The sequence below is a fragment of the Jezberella sp. genome, from assembly GCF_964834465.1.
Window position 1 is genome coordinate 224,734 of sequence record NZ_CBAZRM010000002.1, and the last position, 16,925, is coordinate 241,658.

The 16,925-nt window shown below is 53.5% G+C and carries 16 protein-coding genes; 8 read left to right on the top strand and 8 right to left on the bottom strand.

Annotated features, from left to right (window positions below):
• Positions 1 to 24 precede the first annotated feature (24 nt).
• From AC1W8Y_RS02410 to AC1W8Y_RS02425, 4 genes are read right to left on the bottom strand one after another with little or no spacing between them, the layout of a single operon-like run.
• Positions 25 to 1,089 (bottom strand): branched-chain amino acid ABC transporter permease, encoded by a 1,065-nt coding sequence (locus AC1W8Y_RS02410; RefSeq protein ID WP_482012858.1) that lies wholly within the window; start codon positions 1,087 to 1,089, stop codon positions 25 to 27.
• A 19-nt stretch (positions 1,090 to 1,108) separates the two neighbouring features.
• Positions 1,109 to 2,038: a branched-chain amino acid ABC transporter permease gene (locus AC1W8Y_RS02415; protein ID WP_482012859.1), complete on the bottom strand. Its 930-nt coding sequence runs from the start codon at positions 2,036 to 2,038 to the stop codon at positions 1,109 to 1,111.
• 12 nt (positions 2,039 to 2,050) lie between these two features.
• Positions 2,051 to 2,866, bottom strand: coding sequence for an ABC transporter ATP-binding protein (locus AC1W8Y_RS02420; RefSeq protein ID WP_482012860.1), 816 nt, complete (start codon positions 2,864 to 2,866; stop codon positions 2,051 to 2,053).
• Positions 2,863 to 4,806 carry an AMP-dependent synthetase/ligase gene (locus AC1W8Y_RS02425; protein WP_482012861.1) on the bottom strand — a complete coding sequence of 648 codons (1,944 nt, stop codon included), beginning with the start codon at positions 4,804 to 4,806 and terminating at the stop codon, positions 2,863 to 2,865. The genes AC1W8Y_RS02420 and AC1W8Y_RS02425 overlap by 4 nt, the downstream gene beginning before the upstream one ends.
• Before the next feature lie 179 nt (positions 4,807 to 4,985).
• Here AC1W8Y_RS02425 and AC1W8Y_RS02430 point away from each other — a divergent pair, with 179 nt between their 5' ends.
• Positions 4,986 to 5,504 carry a copper chaperone PCu(A)C gene (locus AC1W8Y_RS02430; RefSeq protein WP_482012862.1) on the top strand — a complete coding sequence of 173 codons (519 nt, stop codon included), beginning with the start codon at positions 4,986 to 4,988 and terminating at the stop codon, positions 5,502 to 5,504.
• On the opposite strand, the gene AC1W8Y_RS02435 is transcribed toward AC1W8Y_RS02430, so the two are convergent.
• The 4 genes from AC1W8Y_RS02435 to AC1W8Y_RS02450 form a co-directional block, all read right to left on the bottom strand.
• Positions 5,501 to 6,223, bottom strand: a complete 723-nt coding sequence (locus tag AC1W8Y_RS02435; RefSeq protein WP_482012863.1) for a YggS family pyridoxal phosphate-dependent enzyme — start codon at positions 6,221 to 6,223, stop codon at positions 5,501 to 5,503. The genes AC1W8Y_RS02430 and AC1W8Y_RS02435 overlap by 4 nt on opposite strands.
• A gap of 68 nt (positions 6,224 to 6,291) precedes the next feature.
• Entirely contained in the window at positions 6,292 to 7,290 is a 999-nt protein-coding gene (locus AC1W8Y_RS02440) for an Ldh family oxidoreductase (RefSeq protein ID WP_482012864.1), read from the bottom strand.
• The gene (locus AC1W8Y_RS02445; protein WP_482012865.1) at positions 7,287 to 8,213 is read right to left on the bottom strand and encodes a hydroxyacid dehydrogenase; all 927 of its coding nucleotides are present in this window, start codon (positions 8,211 to 8,213) and stop codon (positions 7,287 to 7,289) included. Before AC1W8Y_RS02445 ends, AC1W8Y_RS02440 begins: the two co-directional genes overlap by 4 nt.
• A 97-nt stretch (positions 8,214 to 8,310) precedes the next feature.
• The gene (locus AC1W8Y_RS02450) at positions 8,311 to 9,333 is read right to left on the bottom strand and encodes a LacI family DNA-binding transcriptional regulator (RefSeq protein ID WP_482012866.1); all 1,023 of its coding nucleotides are present in this window, start codon (positions 9,331 to 9,333) and stop codon (positions 8,311 to 8,313) included.
• A gap of 161 nt (positions 9,334 to 9,494) precedes the next feature.
• On the opposite strand from AC1W8Y_RS02450, the gene AC1W8Y_RS02455 reads away from it, so the two are divergent.
• From AC1W8Y_RS02455 to AC1W8Y_RS02485, 7 genes are read left to right on the top strand one after another with little or no spacing between them, the layout of a single operon-like run.
• Positions 9,495 to 10,799 carry an ABC transporter substrate-binding protein gene (locus AC1W8Y_RS02455; RefSeq protein ID WP_482012867.1) on the top strand — a complete coding sequence of 435 codons (1,305 nt, stop codon included), beginning with the start codon at positions 9,495 to 9,497 and terminating at the stop codon, positions 10,797 to 10,799.
• Positions 10,796 to 11,668: a carbohydrate ABC transporter permease gene (locus AC1W8Y_RS02460; protein WP_482012868.1), complete on the top strand. Its 873-nt coding sequence runs from the start codon at positions 10,796 to 10,798 to the stop codon at positions 11,666 to 11,668. The genes AC1W8Y_RS02455 and AC1W8Y_RS02460 overlap by 4 nt, the downstream gene beginning before the upstream one ends.
• 8 nt (positions 11,669 to 11,676) lie before the next feature.
• Positions 11,677 to 12,501 carry a carbohydrate ABC transporter permease gene (locus tag AC1W8Y_RS02465; protein WP_482012869.1) on the top strand — a complete coding sequence of 275 codons (825 nt, stop codon included), beginning with the start codon at positions 11,677 to 11,679 and terminating at the stop codon, positions 12,499 to 12,501.
• Positions 12,502 to 12,505: 4 nt separating this feature from the next.
• Positions 12,506 to 13,510, top strand: coding sequence for an alcohol dehydrogenase catalytic domain-containing protein (locus tag AC1W8Y_RS02470; RefSeq protein WP_482012870.1), 1,005 nt, complete (start codon positions 12,506 to 12,508; stop codon positions 13,508 to 13,510).
• A gap of 22 nt (positions 13,511 to 13,532) precedes the next feature.
• Positions 13,533 to 14,630 carry an ABC transporter ATP-binding protein gene (locus AC1W8Y_RS02475; protein ID WP_482012871.1) on the top strand — a complete coding sequence of 366 codons (1,098 nt, stop codon included), beginning with the start codon at positions 13,533 to 13,535 and terminating at the stop codon, positions 14,628 to 14,630.
• 40 nt (positions 14,631 to 14,670) lie between these two features.
• On the top strand, positions 14,671 to 15,663 hold the full coding sequence (locus AC1W8Y_RS02480) for a PfkB family carbohydrate kinase (protein WP_482012872.1): 993 nt from the start codon (positions 14,671 to 14,673) through the stop codon (positions 15,661 to 15,663).
• A 35-nt stretch (positions 15,664 to 15,698) separates the two neighbouring features.
• Entirely contained in the window at positions 15,699 to 16,733 is a 1,035-nt protein-coding gene (locus AC1W8Y_RS02485) for a tagatose 1,6-diphosphate aldolase (protein ID WP_482012873.1), read from the top strand.
• Positions 16,734 to 16,925 lie beyond the last annotated feature (192 nt).

Consider the following 16,925-nt stretch of genomic DNA (forward strand, 5'->3'; position numbering starts at 1 on the left):
ATCTTCGCCGGATAAATTAAATAATCAATGTGGAAAAGGCCAAATACGAAGTTTCTCTTTTCCGATACTCCACAGCCTCGCTAAGCCATGTGGCTCAGCAATTAAAAAGAATACGATCAATGCCCCAAAAATCATTTGTTCAATATGCGTCGCAATATCGACGGGGATGGAAAGCCCAAACCAAGTGGGAATGCGGTTCAAAAAGACGGGTACCAGCACAATGAAAGCGGCGCCATAAAAGCTTCCTAGTATTGAGCCTAGACCACCGATGATGACCATGAACAGTAATTGAAAGGATCGATTCAAATCAAACGCAAGAGGCTCCCATGCCCCAAGGTGCAAAAACCCCCAGAGTGCCCCTGCGACCCCCACAATAAAAGAGCTGACGGCAAAGGCAGTGAGCTTTGCGTGCATCGGTCGAATACCGATCACCGTTGCCGCCACATCCATATCTCGAATCGCCATCCACTCGCGACCGATCGCACCACGAACCAAATTCTTGGCGACGAACGCAAAGAGGACCACGAACGATAGAACGAACAGGTATTTAGACGGCGCACTCTGCAACGACACACCAAACGTCGACAATGCCTGTACCGATACGCTGCCAGAGGATGAATAATTGGTAAAAAACGGAATTCTCAAGAAGGCCCAGTCAACAAAAAACTGCGCCGCCAAGGTAGCCACGGCTAGATATAAACCACGAATTCTCAAGCTCGGAACACCAAAAATCACCCCAATGACGGTTGCGAAGCACCCACCAATCAAAATCTGCAAAACCAGCGGCACGGCAGGCAGTCGCACCGAAATATTCCAGGCGGCGTAAGCGCCCACAGCCATAAATGCCCCACTGCCTAGCGATATTTGCCCGCAGTAGCCAACCAGAATATTGAGCCCGATTGCCGCGAGCGCCAAGATCAAGAAGGGGATGAGGATCGCTTTCAAGAAGTAATCTGACGCAAAGACAGGCACGACTAAAAATGCGATCAACAAAAGGCCGAACATCAACACCCGGTCTTGACGAATGGGGAAGATTTGCTGATCAGACCGATAGGTCGTTTTGAACTGACCATTTTCGCGATAGAACATGTACGCTTATCCTTGATCCTTAGACTCGATCGATGATTTTTTCGCCGAATAATCCCTGCGGCCTGAACAACAAAAAAACCAACGCCAAGACGTAGGCAAACCAAATCTCGATCCCGCCACCTACCATGGGGCCTATGTAAACCTCTGACAGCTTTTCTCCGACACCGATCAACAACCCCCCGATAATGGCCCCTGGCACAGACGTCAAACCGCCTAGAATGACGACGGGCAGTGCTCTGAGCGTGGCTGTCGCGAGCGTGAACTGCACGCCAAACTTAGACCCCCAGATGATGCCAGCGACAAGCGCGACAAGACCCGCTACTGTCCAGACAATGACCCATATCTTGTTTAAAGGGATGCCAATCGACTGTGCTGCTTGATGGTCGTCGGCGACCGCTCTCAAGGCTCTGCCAGTGGCAGTCACTTGAAAAAACAAAGCCAGGCCTGCCACGAGCAAGGCAGAAATCAAGGCCGCGGTGAGGTCTTCAAGGTTGATCAGCAATCCCCCTTGAAACACCGACTCAAGAATAAATGCAGGGTCTTTAGGCATACCAACGTTGATGCTGTAGACCGATGAGCCGAATGCGATCTGGCCGGCCCCTTCCAGAAAATAGGCGATGCCCAAGGTCGCCATCAGCAGCGTGGTGGCCTCTTGGTTAACGAGATGACGCAACACGAGCCGTTCGATGCCAACGGCCATCAGCCACATGACCCCTGCGCTGAGCACGAAAGCGAAGATATTCGCCCAGATGAGGTTGTCAAACCCAAACCACTGCGGCAACCAAACCGAAAAGCGCGCCATCGATAAGGCAGCGACAAGCACCATCGCACCTTGCGCGAAATTAAAGACCCCTGATGCTTTGAAAATGAGCACGAAACCCAACCCGATCAACGAGTAAAGCATCCCGCTCATCAAACCACCAAATAGCGTTTCAAGAAAAAAAGACATATCGGCCCGACCTTAATGTGCAACGCCAAGATAGGCTCGAATGACGTCTTCGCTTTGACGCACTTCATCCGGAGTGCCATCACCTATTTTCTTGCCATAATCAAGGACAACCACCCGATCCGAGATATCCATCACCACCCCCATGTCATGTTCAATCAGGACAATGGTCATGCCAAACTCGTCGTTCACATCCAGAATGAAGCGACTCATGTCTTGCTTCTCTTCGATGTTCATGCCTGCCATCGGCTCGTCCAACAACAACAGACGGGGTTGCATGGCCAGCGCTCGGCCCAAATCCACACGCTTTTGTAACCCGTAGGACAGGCGCCCGACAGGTGTCTTGCGGTAGGCTTGAATTTCTAGAAAATCAATGAGGTTTTCAACATACTCACGATGCGCAATTTCTTCGCGCTCTGCGGGGCCCAGTCTGAGCGCTTGGGCAAAAATACCTGATTTCATCCTGAGATTTCGGCCAGTCATGATGTTATCGAGCACACTCATTCCCTTAAACAGGGCAAGATTCTGGAAGGTTCTTGCAACGCCCATTTCGGCTGCTCGACGAGGATTCATCTTTGCGAACACGGTGCCATCTAAGCTAACTTGTCCTTGTTGCGGGCTATAGACGCCATTGATGACATTGAGCATCGAGCTTTTACCGGCACCATTGGGGCCGATGATTGCGCGGATTTCGTGCTCGCGAACATCGAAAGAAATATCCGTTAAGGCCTTGACGCCACCGAACGACAAGGAAATATGCTGCAGCTCAAGGATGACGTCACCGATTTGTCGAACCACCCCAGGCCCCCGCTGATCGTTCGCTATCATCATGCCGCCTGCCCCAGCGCATTGCGCACACGCGCACACGCTTTGATCTTGAGGTCTGCGGCAATCATGCCTTTACGTCCGTCCTCGAATTTGACCTCGGTTTCAATATATTGGTGAGACAAGCCCTTAAATAGGGCATCAACAAGCGTGGCGTATTTTTCAGCGATGAACGATCTTCGAACTTTGCGCGTGCGGGTTAGCTCGTCATCATCGGGGTCGAGCTCTTTGTGCAAAATAAGGAATCGACTGACTTGCGAACCGGCGAGTTTCTTATCGTTGGCTAAATCGCGGTTGATTTGTTCGACGCACGCTAGGATCAATTGATAAACCTCCTCACGTTGCGCTAAATCCGCGTAGCCCGCATATGCCAGACCTCTGCGCTCAGCCCAATTGCCAACGGCGTCTAGGTCAATGTTAATAAAGGCGCACACTTCATCTCGGTCGGCACCGAAAGCGACAGCCTCTTTGATGTAGGGGAAAAATTTCAGCTTGTTTTCAATATACTTTGGCGCAAACAATGCACCGTTAGCCAACTTGCCGACATCTTTCGCTCGATCGATGATCTTCAGATGCCCTATGTCATCCAGATAGCCGGCATCCCCCGTGCGAAACCAACCGTCAAGCGTAAAAGCTTCTTGCGTTGCCGCTTCATTGCGGTAATACGCTTTGAAGAGCCCAGGGCTTTTGAGCATGATCTCGCCGTTTTCAGCGACGAGAATCTCAACCCCTTGAATGGGTGGGCCAACCGTATCGGCTTTCACCTGCCCATCGGGTTGGACGCAAACAAATACTGACGTCTCGGTCGACCCATACAACTGCTTTAGGTTGATACCGATCGACCGATAAAACACAAATAGATCTGGGCCGATCGCTTCGCCCGCGGTGTAGGCGATCCGGACGCGGCTCATCCCCAACGAATTTCTCAGTGGCCCGTAGATGGTTAAATCCCCTATCTGGTAAAGCAGACGATTCACCCACCCAACGGATTCACCGTCCAGTATTTTGTCACCGTAGCGTTTGGCCACGTCCATCGCCCAGGTATAAAGTTTCTTCTTCACATTCCCCGCGTCTTCCATTCGGATAATGACTTGGGTAAGCAAACCCTCCAAGACACGAGGGGGTGCAAAATAATACGTGGGCCCGATATCCCGCATATCAATCATGACCGTGTCTGGCGACTCTGGGTGATTCACGGTAAAACCGGTCACTAACAATTGCGTGTAAGAGAACATGTTCTGACCGATCCATGCTGGCGGCAGGTAAGCAAGCACATCTTCGCGATCGGTGAGCGCCTCCATCACCTCGACGGCTCGCGCACGGTCAATGAGGGCAAAATTGGTCAGCACCACGCCTTTGGGCTTGCCTGTTGTCCCTGAGGTATAAAACATCGCAGCCGTATCATCCGGGTCATTCGCTGCCAGTCGCTGCGTAAAGAGCTCACGATGGGTATCTTGGTGTTTGGCGCCTAGCTCTTGTAACTGGGTCATCGACTGCAAGCCCGCGTCGACATAGTGCCGCAAGCCACGTGGGTCTTCGTAGACCACGTGTTTGAGCGCCGGGCATTGGTCGCGGATGTCTAAAATCTTGTCGACCTGTTCTTGGTCCTCAACCAGCACAACCGCAATGGCCGCATCCTGCAGCACGTACACCATCTCTTGTGCCACCGCATCTTGATACAGTGGGACTGGAATGGCCCCAAGCGCTTGGGCGGCCATCATCCCCATATAAAGTTCAGGGCGATTCTCACCAATGACCCCCACATGATCGCCCTTTGCGACCCCGAGACAGATCAAGCCATGGGCAAGCTTTTGCACGTTTTCGTACACCTCTGCCCAGGTAAACGTGCGCCAGATGCCGAGCGTTTTTTCTCGTAGCGCGGGTCGATGCGCTCGATCACGTACGTGCTCTAGCAACAACCCAGCGAAAGTGTGGGACGTTGTCACGGTTTTTGAAACGCTCGAGATCAAAACTTGTCGCCTATAGGGTTCTCATCATGAGGCTTTGTTGTACTACGTCATCGAGCTGCTCGCCAGTGTGCATCACCCTAATAAACCGCTCCCAGCTCTGATACCTAGGGTATCCCCGATCTGCTACGTTATAATTTCGCTTTTGGAGAAAGCCCATGCGTGTTTCAACCGCTGTACTTAGCTTATTTTTGCTCTGCGGCCTTGGCCAAACAGCGGTCGCAGCAGATGCCTCGACCGCCTCTGTCATCACGGTGTCACAAGCGTGGGTTCGGGCGACCGTTCCTGGTCAATCGAATGGGGTAGGTTATTTGACGCTCGCCAACACATCCGGCACGCAGGACAAGTTAATCAGTGTGTCGTCCAACGCAGCGTCAAAATCCGAACTGCATGAAGTCATTATGGAAGGGGGCAACGCTAAGATGCGCGAAGTCGCAGGCGTCATCGTCCCGGCAAACGGGTCGGTGACCTTTGCCCCTGGCGGATATCACATCATGTTCTTGCAACTGGCCAACGGTTTTAAGCCAGACGCGGTCGTGTCGGCAACATTGAAATTTGAGCACGCGGGTGAGGTACAAGTCAGTTTTGAGGTCAAGCCACCCACATACAACCCTAATGGCGCCGTGGATCATCAAATGCACGGCACTCACGATCACATGTCAGGGATGATGCACTAGGCGCGTGAACCGAAGATGGCTGAGCCGATTCTCACTTCGGTTGAACCCTCTTCGATCGCCAACTGGAAGTCGCCACTCATCCCCATCGACAACCTAGAGAGACTGACGCCAGCTGGCACCGATTGCAACGCCTGATCGCGTAGTATCCTGAGCTTAGCAAAGCAAGCTCTGACCGCGTTTGAATCTGTGCTCAGCTCTGCCATCGTCATGAGACCTTGCACTTTAAGGGTTTGAAACTGACTAACTTGCTTCAGAAATTCGTGAAGCTCATGAGACTCAAGCCCTGATTTTGTTGCCTCGGGCGACGTCTTCACTTGAACCAGCACATCGATAGACCGTCCCTCAAGTTGCAACCGTCGCTCGAGCGCTTGGGCGAGTTCAATCCGATCAAGCGATTGCAACTCGCTGGCAAACTTCGCCACCTCTTTGGCTTTGTTGGTTTGCAGTTGCCCGATGACCACCCATTGGATGCCGCAATCAGTCAGTAGCGGGGATTTTTGAGCAATCTCTTGCGTGCGGTTTTCGCCAAAGCGCTTAAAGCCCAAAGCAACGGCTTCTCTGATCGCGTGTTCGTCAAATGTTTTGCTGACAGGCAATAAGCTGACTTCAGCGGGGTCTCTACCCACGCGCGCGCACGCCTGCCGGATGCGGTCGCGGATGCCCGCGACTCTATTGCCCATGGTGTCTGCTGCAAGATCATCGACTAACTCTGTGCTCATCATCGTCTCGTCACACTCAACTATCTGTTTACACTACGCATGCTCAACCGCTCAGCCGAGATGGTAAGTCAACTTTGCCATGCTTGCAGTAAGGTATCGGAGACTTCGATTCCCTGTGATTGTGCTTGCCGCCTTAACGCTTCACGGCGCGCGCCAGGCAGTCTGACGCCATCGTCTGTCAGCATCTCGGTGACCAGTATCTCGATTCGGTCGAGATATTGATCATTGCCTGCCAGCGCACTCGGGTCGATCACGATGAAGGCCTGTCCTATCCCCGGTTGATTGCCCTCATCGACAAAAAAGCTGGATGCCTCGAAGCCGAATTGACCGCCAATCAACGTGGTGACGATTAATTCAACAATCAAAGCCAACATCGCACCCTTGGGAGATGTAGCAGCCCCCAAAGGCAACATCGAGCCTGCGAGTCCTGCCAAAGCGTCTGTGGTCGGTTGACCTTGCGAGTCAAGCGCCCAACCTTGGGGGATCGGCTTACCTTCTTTAGCCGCGACCATTAATTTGCCACGAGCGACTTCACTCAAACTCAAATCAATCATTAACGGGTCTTTACCACGACGCGGAAACACCGCCGCAATAGGGTTAGTGCCAAAGATGGCATGGCGCCCCCCGGCGGCCGGCATAGCGGCTGGCGAATTGGCGAAACCTAAACCCACCATCCCAGCTTCGGCGACTGCTCGCAAGTGATCAACCACGACACCACAATGATGGCTACGCGCCACCCCTGCAAAAGCAACGCCCTGTTCACGCGCAACGCCAATCGCTTCATGCACGGCCAACTCACAAGCGGCAAAAGCTAATCCCGCCTGGGCATCGATCAATAGGGCCCCCCCTTTGCGACGAGAGACCTCTGGCCTTGCCTGGCCATTAACACGTCCATTGCGCAAATGTGTCGCATATTGGGCAACGCGCGATAGCCCGTGTGATCCGAGCCCTTGCGACTCAGCGAGCACCAAAGCGCTAGCCGCTGCATCTGCCATCGCAGCATTAGCACCCGCACGGCGCAGCTGCTCTGCCACCAAGGTTTGTAGATCCTTGAGAGAAACCTTCATAACAGTGCCTCCAAGACTTTTTCTGCAATCATAAAGCTGACCCGCTCGTTTGATTCGGCGGTAACACCCGCCACATGCGGGGTCAGGATGAGGTTAGGGCAATCTTCAAAGTGTGGTGCGCTTGGCAGTGGCTCAACGCCAAACACGTCAAGTGCTGCCCCGCCTAGTTTGCCTGCTTTCAGCGCTTGTCCGAGCGCAACTTCGTCAATGATTTCTCCACGGGCCGTGTTGATCAACACCGCTGTTGGCTTCATCGCGGCAATCATCTGCGCGTTAAATAACCCCCGAGTTGTGTCCACCAACGGCACATGCAGGCTCACGACATCTGCCTGTCGGACAAGCTCATCAAGGCTCACGCAATTGACCCCGGTTGAAAGGTAGGCGGGATGATTTGAATCCATCATTGCATCAAAGGCGATCACTGACATCCCCAGTGATTGGGCCAAGCGGGCCGTTAACTGACCAATTGAGCCAAAACCAATCAGCCCCAAGGTCTTGCCACCTATCTCGCGCCCGTTGGACAATTGATTGCGCGGCCACTGACCCGAGGCGACTGCTCGTGTCGACTGGTAAGCCTGCCGCAATAACAACATGGCGGTACCGATCACATATTCTGCAACGCTCAGTGCATTGGCCCCCGTTGCAGGGATGACTTTGATGGCCCTAGCCTCGCAGGCAGGCACATCAATATTGTCGAGCCCCACCCCTAGCCGGCCAACCACTTTGCAGCGAATCAAGGCGTCTAGCAATGCACCACGAACCTGGGTTCGGTTGCGAACAATGATTGCGTCGGCCTTGCGTGCCTCTGACAGCAGCTTGTCGGGCTCATCGACCAATGCAGGCGAATACAACACGTCATGCTTGGCGCTCAGTTGTGCGACCGAGCGTTCATCCATGAATTCGGTGATCACAATACGGGACATCAGAAGCCCCCTTGCGGACGTGAGGCGTTGCTGACTATATAAAGCATAAGGTCTCCCTTGAACGGTGTCATTGTTAGTATCAATTAGCAAAAAGGCTTTAATCTGGGGTCGCGCGCGCGGTTGAACCGCGCACAATCAACGCCGCTTCAACACGCTGCTGCTTTGGTTCAGTATGGCCATTAAGCGCGGACAGCAAGCCCAACGCACCAAGACGCCACATTTTTCGCGTATCGATTCGCAACGTGGTCAATGGTGGGTCTTGATGCCGAGCCATTTCCAAATCATCAAACCCGACAATAGAAAGTGTTTTTGGCACCTCTATTCGCTGCGCCTTTGCCTCTGCCAAGGCGCCAAAAGCGAGCACATCATTGCCACAAGCGACTGCGGTCGGCCTGTCGTCGCCCGCAGCCAACAGCGCACGCAAACCCATTCGTCCTTCCTCAACTGAGTAGGGATGCTCGCTGACGCGCAAAGACAGGCCCGCCTCCATCAACGCTTGGCGCATGCCTTCGATGCGACCCGCAGCACGGTCATTGTCACGGCTTACCCCCGCAAGCATGGCGATGCGAGTATGCCCAAGATCCAACAGAAACCGGGCAATCTGCCGACTGGCGTCGATGTTATCAAACCCCACGCTCGGTGCATGCTGCTTCATATTCCAGTCTGGTCGCCAGACCCCGAGATTGATCCACGGCCTTCGTTGAGCACGCAATAATGCCATCGATTCTGGCAGATGGTTATCACCCATAAACAGAAACCCATCAACGCCGCGGGCAAGCATCGTTCGCACCACCTCAAGTTCGGCTACCGGGTCATAACGGGTCGTTGCAATAAGCAAGTGAAAACCTTGACCAGCGAGCGTCTGTTCAGCCTCCTCTAGCCCCGCCGCAAACATCGCGTTATCCACGGTAGGGATCACCGCCCCGATGGTGAGCGACCGGTTGGTACTCAGTGCCCGTGCGCCCGCATTCGGCACATAACCCGATGCTTGCACTGCGGCAACCACGCGGTCGCGAAGCGCTTTGCGCACACTATCAGGCGCATTTAAGCTGCGCGAAACCGTTGCGGTGGAAACCCCAGCCAAGATGGCCACCTCGCGAATGCCGACCGTCGATGACATGAAAGATAAAGTAAACGATTACAAGAAAAGTCAAGAATAACGCGAAGCGACAAATTCGGTGTCTGATCTTTACTCTTTTTTTTGAGGGATTTCACTAGTTGCAGACTTTTCGTGGATAAGCTTAAAATAAGTAACCGGTTACATAAATATAAAGGGACAACATGAAACTTATCGTCAAGGCGGCTATGTCTGCCCTGCTAACGATCGTCACTCTGGCGACCTGGGCTCAATCATCCGCCGTGCCCAGTACCTACAACTGGCAGTCGCAGGCGGGCAAAAGCATCACCTTTCTGTCGTCCAATCACCCATGGGCGAATGCTGTCCTGAAATACAAAGCAGAGTTTGAAACCTTGACTGGGATCACCGTGAAAGTCGATACCTATCAAGAACAACAAATGCGCCAACGTCTCGTCACCGTCATGAACGCCAAAAGTGACGAGGTAGATCTGTTTATGTCTTTGCCGTCGCGCGAAGGCCTTCAGTTCAATAAAGCAGGTTGGTACGCCGATCTCAAACCATATATCGACAAAGCAGCGCCGGATTATGGCTATGCAGACTTTGCACTTGGATTGCTTGCAGCAGAAACACATGGCAACACAGTCACTGGCATCCCCGTCAATATTGAAGCGCCTGTCGTTTATTACCGTAAAGACTTGTTTCAAAAATGTAACGTCACCATGCCGGACACCTTGTCTGGCTTAGAGGCGACATTGCTCAAACTAAAGACCTGCGACAACTCGGTGACACCCTTTGTGTCTCGTGGCTTGAAGGGCGCACTTCCCTACACGTTCTCAGTTTTTGTGAATAACAATGGGGCCAAGTACCTCTCGGAAAACAAACCTGACATGTGCAGTAACCCCATGAAAACAGCCATGGGACAGTACGTCAGCGCGATCAAAAATTACGGCCCGCCCGGTGTCTCTACCTACAACTTCTATCAGATCAGCTCGTTGTACAAAGAGGGTAAAGCTGCCATGGCCTTCGAGTCATCGAACGAATTCGCCACCGTCATGGCCGTCGACGGCCGCAATCTCGACACTGGCATTGCCTTGCTGCCTGCGGGCCCTGCAGGCTTGCATCCAACAGTGATCGGCTGGGGGGTATCGGTGTCAAATTTCTCTAAGAATAAAGAGGCCGCCTGGCTTTTTGTTCAGTGGGCCACCTCGGCTCGGATGCAACGACGCCTTGCGTTGGATGGAGTCGCCCCCCCTCGGCTGACAGCTGCCGAAGACCCCGATTTCATCAAGTGGCTTAACGCAGATCCTGTCCGTCGAGAATGGATCAGCGTTGTCAACCGGGCCGCCCGGGAAGGGATCTCTGAGGTGGGTGTGCCTATTGTGCAAAACGTTGCCTCACGCGACATCATTGGCCAAGCCATCAACGAAGTTTTATTGGATCAGAAGACGGTTGACGTGGCCTGCGCTGATGCCAATAAGAGCTTGGGTGAACTGCTCGCCAAAGAATGAAGCACTTGCCATTATCTGTCCGAGCACCGCTGCGCCTCATGATGGCGCCAGCGGTGCTGTTCACCGTGCTGCTGATTGCCTTCCCGCTGGCTTACACCCTCTGGATGTCGTTGCAACGTTATTCAATCGGTGAATCACCTAAGTTCATCGGCGCAGCCAACTACCTGCATTTGGTGCAGGATGCCAATTTTTGGCACGGAATGAAAATTACGCTGCTGCTCTACCTGCTCGCCTTGCTGATGCAACTGGTGGCGGGTACTTATTTGGGTGTCCTTTTGCACACTTCAAAAAGAATGCGCGGCTTATTGCGCAGCGTGCTCGTGTCGCCCTTCGTCCTTCCCCCCGTGGTCGTTGGTTTAATGTGGATGGTCTTACTTGACCCTTCGCTTGGGATGGCCAACTGGTTGCTTTCTAAGCTAGGGATAGCGCCTGGCTTGTGGCTCGCCTCCCCCGCCTGGGTCATCCCGACGATAGCGCTGATCGATACTTGGCAGTGGACGCCCTACGTTGCATTAATTGTTTTGGGAGGCCTTCAAAGTCTGCCACCATCGGTCTTTGAGGCGGCTCAGATCGACGGTGTTTCTCGTTTCGCTACCTTTCGTCGAATCACTCTCCCTTTGCTTTGGCCGACTATCGTGACCGCCGGGATCTTGCGATCAGTCGACTTGCTCAGGTTCTTCGACATCATTTATGTCACGACACAGGGTGGCCCGGGCAACACCTCTGAAACGCTCAACATTCTGGCCTTTCGTACTGCCTTTGAATTCTTTGATTTTGGCTACTCGAGTGCACTCATGATCACTCTCTCAACCGTGGTGTTGGGTGTTACCTATGTATTTTTGCGTCTGCGTCAGGCGGTTCAGTGGTGATGGTCAACATGAAAAAGCCACTGTCAGATCGCTTCGTACAACATGCGATTACGTTGCAAATTGCCGTGGTATCCATCGCCATTCTGTTCCCGATTTTCTGGATGGTACTGTCGAGTTTCAAATTACCCAGCGAAGTGACGAGCTTCCCCCCCAAATTTATCTTCGAGCCATCGCTCGAGAGCTATCGCCAATTATTCAGGACCACCCCGTTTTTCAGTTACGGCATCAATAGCCTGATCGTAGCGGTCGGTTCTACCGTCTTTGGCCTTGTTTTGGGCATCCCAACCGCGTTCGCAGTTTCATGGAGCCGAGTCACCTGGCCCGCAACCGTCACCCTATTGGCAAGAATGGCGCCAGGTGCTTTGTTCTTGATGCCGTGGTATGTCATGTTCTCTGCCTTTGGGGCAATCGGTGCTTATTGGGTGCTGATCGTGACGCATGCCGTCATCACGATTCCCATCATCATTTGGGTTTTGCTATCTTATTTTGATGCCATCCCCCGCTCGTTGTTTGAATCAGCACAAGTCGATGGCTGCCCTATATGGCGCATTCTGTGGCGGATTGCTCTACCCGTTGTTATGCCAGGTGTCGTTGTCGCCACTATCATGGGTTTTGTTTTTTCATGGAACTACTTCCTTTTCTCGCTGGTACTTTCAAACAGCAAAACCAAGACCTTGATTGCAGCCGCCTTTAACTTTGTCGGCGAAGGTTCAACCTACTGGGGCGCACTGATGGCCGCGGCGACGTTGATCGCCCTACCGCCTCTCGTGCTTGCCTTTCTTGTTCAAAAACGACTGGTCAGCGGACTTGCTGTTGGCGCGGTCAAAGGATAAATTCATGCAAGCTTCATCTGTCAATCGCATGCAACACGCCACATTTCTGGGCGAGCGCAGAACCGAAGTGCGCGATGGGCTGATACCGCAACCGCAGGCGGGCGACGTACTCCTGCTGGTTCTGCGTACAGCGTTGTGCGGATCGGACACGAAGCTGTGGACAAAAGGCTCTGCCTATGTCCCTGGGCATGAAATTTTTGGCTGTGTTAAAGCGCCAGGTCATGTGCTCGATGAACGACGCTGCCTAGTTTACATGCCCACGCATTGCGGGCACTGCCAAGCCTGTGTCGCGGGTGACACACAACTGTGCCTGACGCAATCGAACCTGATTGGCTGGAACAGGGATGGCGGCTACGCACAATACGTCTGTGTGCCGGAAAACTGCCTGATGCCAGTCCCCGATGATATCCCTGATCGGCTAGCACCCTTGCTGCTTGACACAATAGGCACGTCTGGGCACGGCGTGCGTCTGGTGCAACCGCTAGTGCCGCCTGAAAAAGCAGCGTCCGTGCTCATCCTAGGTGCCGGCCCGATCGGCTTAGGCGCCCTGATCTTTCTCAAAGCCCACGGCTACCGAAACGTCCATGTGTCGGATCCCCGCTCTGAACGACTGCACATGGCGCAGCGGCTCGGTGCCACCACACTTGCTCTCGATGATGAAAGCAAGCGGTTCCCCTTCATTATCGAGTCGAGTGGCGCGCACGCCGCACGCAACAGAGCTATCACCAATGTTTTGCCAAAAGGCGTGGTGCTGTTACTCGGCGAAAACGATAGCCCCTGGTCGATCGAGGAAACGAAACCAATTCGTCGCAAAGACTTTTTCATGGTGCGGTCTTTTTATTTTCCTCAAGGGGATTTATCAGCCAACATCGAATTGCTGCGCAAGTATCAACAGGACTACGAGCTATTGGTGGACGCCGAAGTGGGTTTAGCGGACTTTGCGGCAACGTTTGAGAGATTCGCCAAAGGTGAACTCATCAAACCGCTGCTTGCCCCGAATCTAGCCTAACTATTCAAAGGAAACCTCGCCCATGGCGTCCGTTACGCTTAAAAATATCAAGAAATCCTACGGCAACGTCGAAGTGCTACGTGGGATTGACCTAGCGATCGATGATCGCGAATTCATCATGTTCATCGGACCTTCGGGTTGCGGCAAGTCAACCCTTTTGCGGATGATTGCGGGACTCGAAACCATTACCCACGGCGACTTGCTGATAAACGAGCAGCGTGTCAACGATCAATCACCGGCGCAACGCGATATTGCCATGGTGTTTCAAGACTATGCGTTGTACCCGCACATGACGGTTCGCCAGAATATGGCGTTTGCGCTAGAAGAGCGCAAAACGGCTCGATCAGAAATCAATGAACGGGTAACGAATGCTGCCAAGATGCTTCGGATTGAAGCCCTGCTCGATCGCAAACCCAAAGCCCTTTCGGGCGGGCAACGTCAGCGCGTAGCTATGGGTCGCGCGATGGTGAGAAATCCGAAAGTGTTTCTCTTTGATGAACCACTATCGAATCTCGACGCCAAACTCAGAATTGATGTTCGAGCCGAAATCAAAGATCTCGCCAAACGGCTGCAGACAACCATGATCTTTGTGACCCATGATCAAGTCGAAGCAATGACGATGGCCGATCGAATTGTCATCTTGAACGAAGGCGTGATCCAGCAAGTGGGTACCCCGGAAATGCTATACGAGCATCCCGCCAACCTATTTGTGGCGACCTTTATCGGTGCGCCGACCATGAATCTCTTTAAAGTGACACTAGCAGAGGACAGTGGCCATCTAGTCGCCTGCACGTCTCAGGGTGATCGCTTAATCGTGTCATCCGAACATGCTGATCAGCTGCGCCAGCGGCTCGGACAAACGCTCACCATGGGACTGCGTCCCGAACACGTCGGCGAGTCAACCGAGCAAAGTGTCGCCACGCTAAATGTCAGGTTGAGTCTAGTCGAACCGCTCGGCTCTGACACCTATGTTTACTTTGAAACAGGCACCGGTCGGGCGGTCGGTCGAGTGAGCCCGCAGTGCAAACCAAGAATTGGCGACAACATGCACCTAGATCTCCATATGCAGCACGCTCACTGGTTCGATCAATACGGCAGCGCTTTGGCGATGCAATCGTGATGACCAGGGCTCACGTTCGCGCCCTACCCGGAGGACATAGATGAACGCGTTGGCATCGACCCGGCCCGGTCACGTGGTGTGCGTTGGGCAAGCGGTGCTCGACCGCATCTATGTTGTACAAAAAATCCCCGCAGTGCCCGGTAAGGCGCGAGCGCTTGACATGCTGGAGGTCGGCGGTGGTATCGCCAGCAATGCGTCTGTTGCGATCGCCAGGCTAGGTAGCCCTGTCGCATTGTGGGCACGTGTGGGGGACGACGTGGCGGGTCATAAGGTTATTGACCAGTTAGCCAAAGAAAAAGTCGATGTGCGTCACGTGCGTTCTCTGCCTAACGCTCGATCATCTAGTTCAGTGGTCATTGTGGAGTCATCTGGAGAACGCTTGATCGTCAATGACCCAGGCCTTGGTTTAGATACAGACCCGAGTTGGCTGCCAACGGCAACCTTGGCCGCAGACCAGGTGAAATGTGTTTTGGCAGATCCACGTTGGCCAGAAGCTACCCTCTTGGCGTTTCAGGCAGCGCGTCTCGCAGGTATCCCAACCCTGCTCGACGCTGAAATGGGCTCATCTCGACTCGCCGAACTCATCTCACTGACCGATTACTGCATCTTCGCTGAGAAAGCGTTAGCAGAATTTGTTGCCGACAAGCTCGATCTCGACACCACCAACCAGCACAGTATCTGGGCAGCGTTGAATATCGCACGCGCAGCGGGAGTTCGTCATGCAGGGGTGACGCTCGGTGCTCGTGGATACCGCTGGGTGAGCGATTCAGAGCCGGCGGGCATACACGCTGGCTTTGTGGTGCCGGTGGTCGACACGACCGGCGCAGGAGATGCCTTTCACGGGGCCTTTGCATGGGCCTTGGCGCAAGGGTTTAACGACGCCCTGGCTGTGCACCTCGCAACGGCAGTGGCCGCGATCAACTGCACGAAGCCCGGCGGCACCGCAGGGCTGCCCACACACCAAGTGCTAGAGCAGTTTCTTGCAACTGCCACCACGGCTGGACAATCGCGAGCCAAGTCATTCAATCAGTAAGCATACTTTCTCGAATCATTGACTGAAGGAAAAAAATGAACAACCCTTTGACACTCGGCAAGCTTTGGGGCTTGCGACGCTTGGCCAGCAAGACTGGGCACTTTTCTATGCTGGCAATCGATCAGCGTCCGCCTATCGAACAAGCGATTGCCGTTGGTCGAAAAATTAACCCAAGCGCCGTGGCCTTCGATGACATGGTGCTCGTCAAGCGGTTGTTGGCCGAAGTGTTAGCCCCCCATGCTTCGGCAACGCTCGTTGATCCCAACTATGCTTATCCAGCCGCGATCGATGTGTTGTCGGCCAATCAGGGTTTAATACTCACGCTGGAAGACCATCGCTTTGAGGTGACGCCGGCCGGTCGTCAATCTCACTCGATCAAAAACTGGACGGTCGACAAAATTCGCCGTATCGGGGGCGATGCCGTCAAAGTGTTGGCATGGTGGAGGCCTGATATCGGGGACGAGGTTCGTGCTCATCAAGCACGCTATGTCAAAGAGGTTGGTCTTGCCTGCAAAGCCGCAGATATTCCTTTTATCTTCGAATTATTGGTCTACCCCTTTCCATCCGAAGCTGGTCATACAACGGCCTACACGGACGATCCGAACAAACACCCCCAGTGGGTAATCGATAGCGTGCGCGAGTTCAGCAAGCCAGAATATGGTGTCGATCTGTTCAAGCTTGAATCCCCCGTACCAGCTGCCAACTTACCTTCATTCGATGCCCCAGAAGCGCTGAAGATACAAAAATACTTTGATGAAATCGGGGCGCTATGTGATGCCGCTCATCGACCTTGGGTGATGCTCTCCGCGGGCGCAAAAGCCGATCAATTTGCAAATGTGTTGCGATTTGCCTACACGGCAGGGGCCAATGGCTATCTCGCGGGTCGAGCAATCTGGTGGGAGTCTCTCAAACATTTTCCAGATCTGCAAAAAGCCCGTGAGCAACTTGAGCATGAAGGTGTGCCCTACATGAGGGAACTCGTGTCCCTGACGGCCAAACATGCCAAACCCTGGCAACCCAATTACCAACTAACCGCCCGCGCAGAGGGCGAGTTCGCCGCTGGATATTGACGTGAACACCGCTGCGGCCTCACAGCTTACTCGGATGGGTGCCGCAGCACCTCAATCGACGCCTGGGCTGGTGCGTTCAGTCTAGTTGATAGCACCATGATGGGGCATCGTGTTTTTTTTGGTGCAAACAACCGTTGGCCAATTGGCCAATGAATGGGTGCATGAAAAAAATGACCTGCCTATACGTCAATC

Coding starts and splice junctions, on each gene's coding strand:
- AC1W8Y_RS02410 (WP_482012858.1), bottom strand. CDS start 1,089: ATGTTCTATCGCGAAAATGGTCAGTTCAAAACGACCTATCGGTCTGAT.
- AC1W8Y_RS02415 (WP_482012859.1), bottom strand. CDS start 2,038: ATGTCTTTTTTTCTTGAAACGCTATTTGGTGGTTTGATGAGCGGGATG.
- AC1W8Y_RS02420 (WP_482012860.1), bottom strand. CDS start 2,866: ATGATGATAGCGAACGATCAGCGGGGGCCTGGGGTGGTTCGACAAATC.
- AC1W8Y_RS02430 (WP_482012862.1), top strand. CDS start 4,986: ATGCGTGTTTCAACCGCTGTACTTAGCTTATTTTTGCTCTGCGGCCTT.
- AC1W8Y_RS02435 (WP_482012863.1), bottom strand. CDS start 6,223: ATGAGCACAGAGTTAGTCGATGATCTTGCAGCAGACACCATGGGCAAT.
- AC1W8Y_RS02440 (WP_482012864.1), bottom strand. CDS start 7,290: ATGAAGGTTTCTCTCAAGGATCTACAAACCTTGGTGGCAGAGCAGCTG.
- AC1W8Y_RS02445 (WP_482012865.1), bottom strand. CDS start 8,213: ATGTCCCGTATTGTGATCACCGAATTCATGGATGAACGCTCGGTCGCA.
- AC1W8Y_RS02450 (WP_482012866.1), bottom strand. CDS start 9,333: ATGTCATCGACGGTCGGCATTCGCGAGGTGGCCATCTTGGCTGGGGTT.
- AC1W8Y_RS02455 (WP_482012867.1), top strand. CDS start 9,495: ATGAAACTTATCGTCAAGGCGGCTATGTCTGCCCTGCTAACGATCGTC.
- AC1W8Y_RS02460 (WP_482012868.1), top strand. CDS start 10,796: ATGAAGCACTTGCCATTATCTGTCCGAGCACCGCTGCGCCTCATGATG.
- AC1W8Y_RS02465 (WP_482012869.1), top strand. CDS start 11,677: ATGAAAAAGCCACTGTCAGATCGCTTCGTACAACATGCGATTACGTTG.
- AC1W8Y_RS02470 (WP_482012870.1), top strand. CDS start 12,506: ATGCAAGCTTCATCTGTCAATCGCATGCAACACGCCACATTTCTGGGC.
- AC1W8Y_RS02475 (WP_482012871.1), top strand. CDS start 13,533: ATGGCGTCCGTTACGCTTAAAAATATCAAGAAATCCTACGGCAACGTC.
- AC1W8Y_RS02480 (WP_482012872.1), top strand. CDS start 14,671: ATGAACGCGTTGGCATCGACCCGGCCCGGTCACGTGGTGTGCGTTGGG.
- AC1W8Y_RS02485 (WP_482012873.1), top strand. CDS start 15,699: ATGAACAACCCTTTGACACTCGGCAAGCTTTGGGGCTTGCGACGCTTG.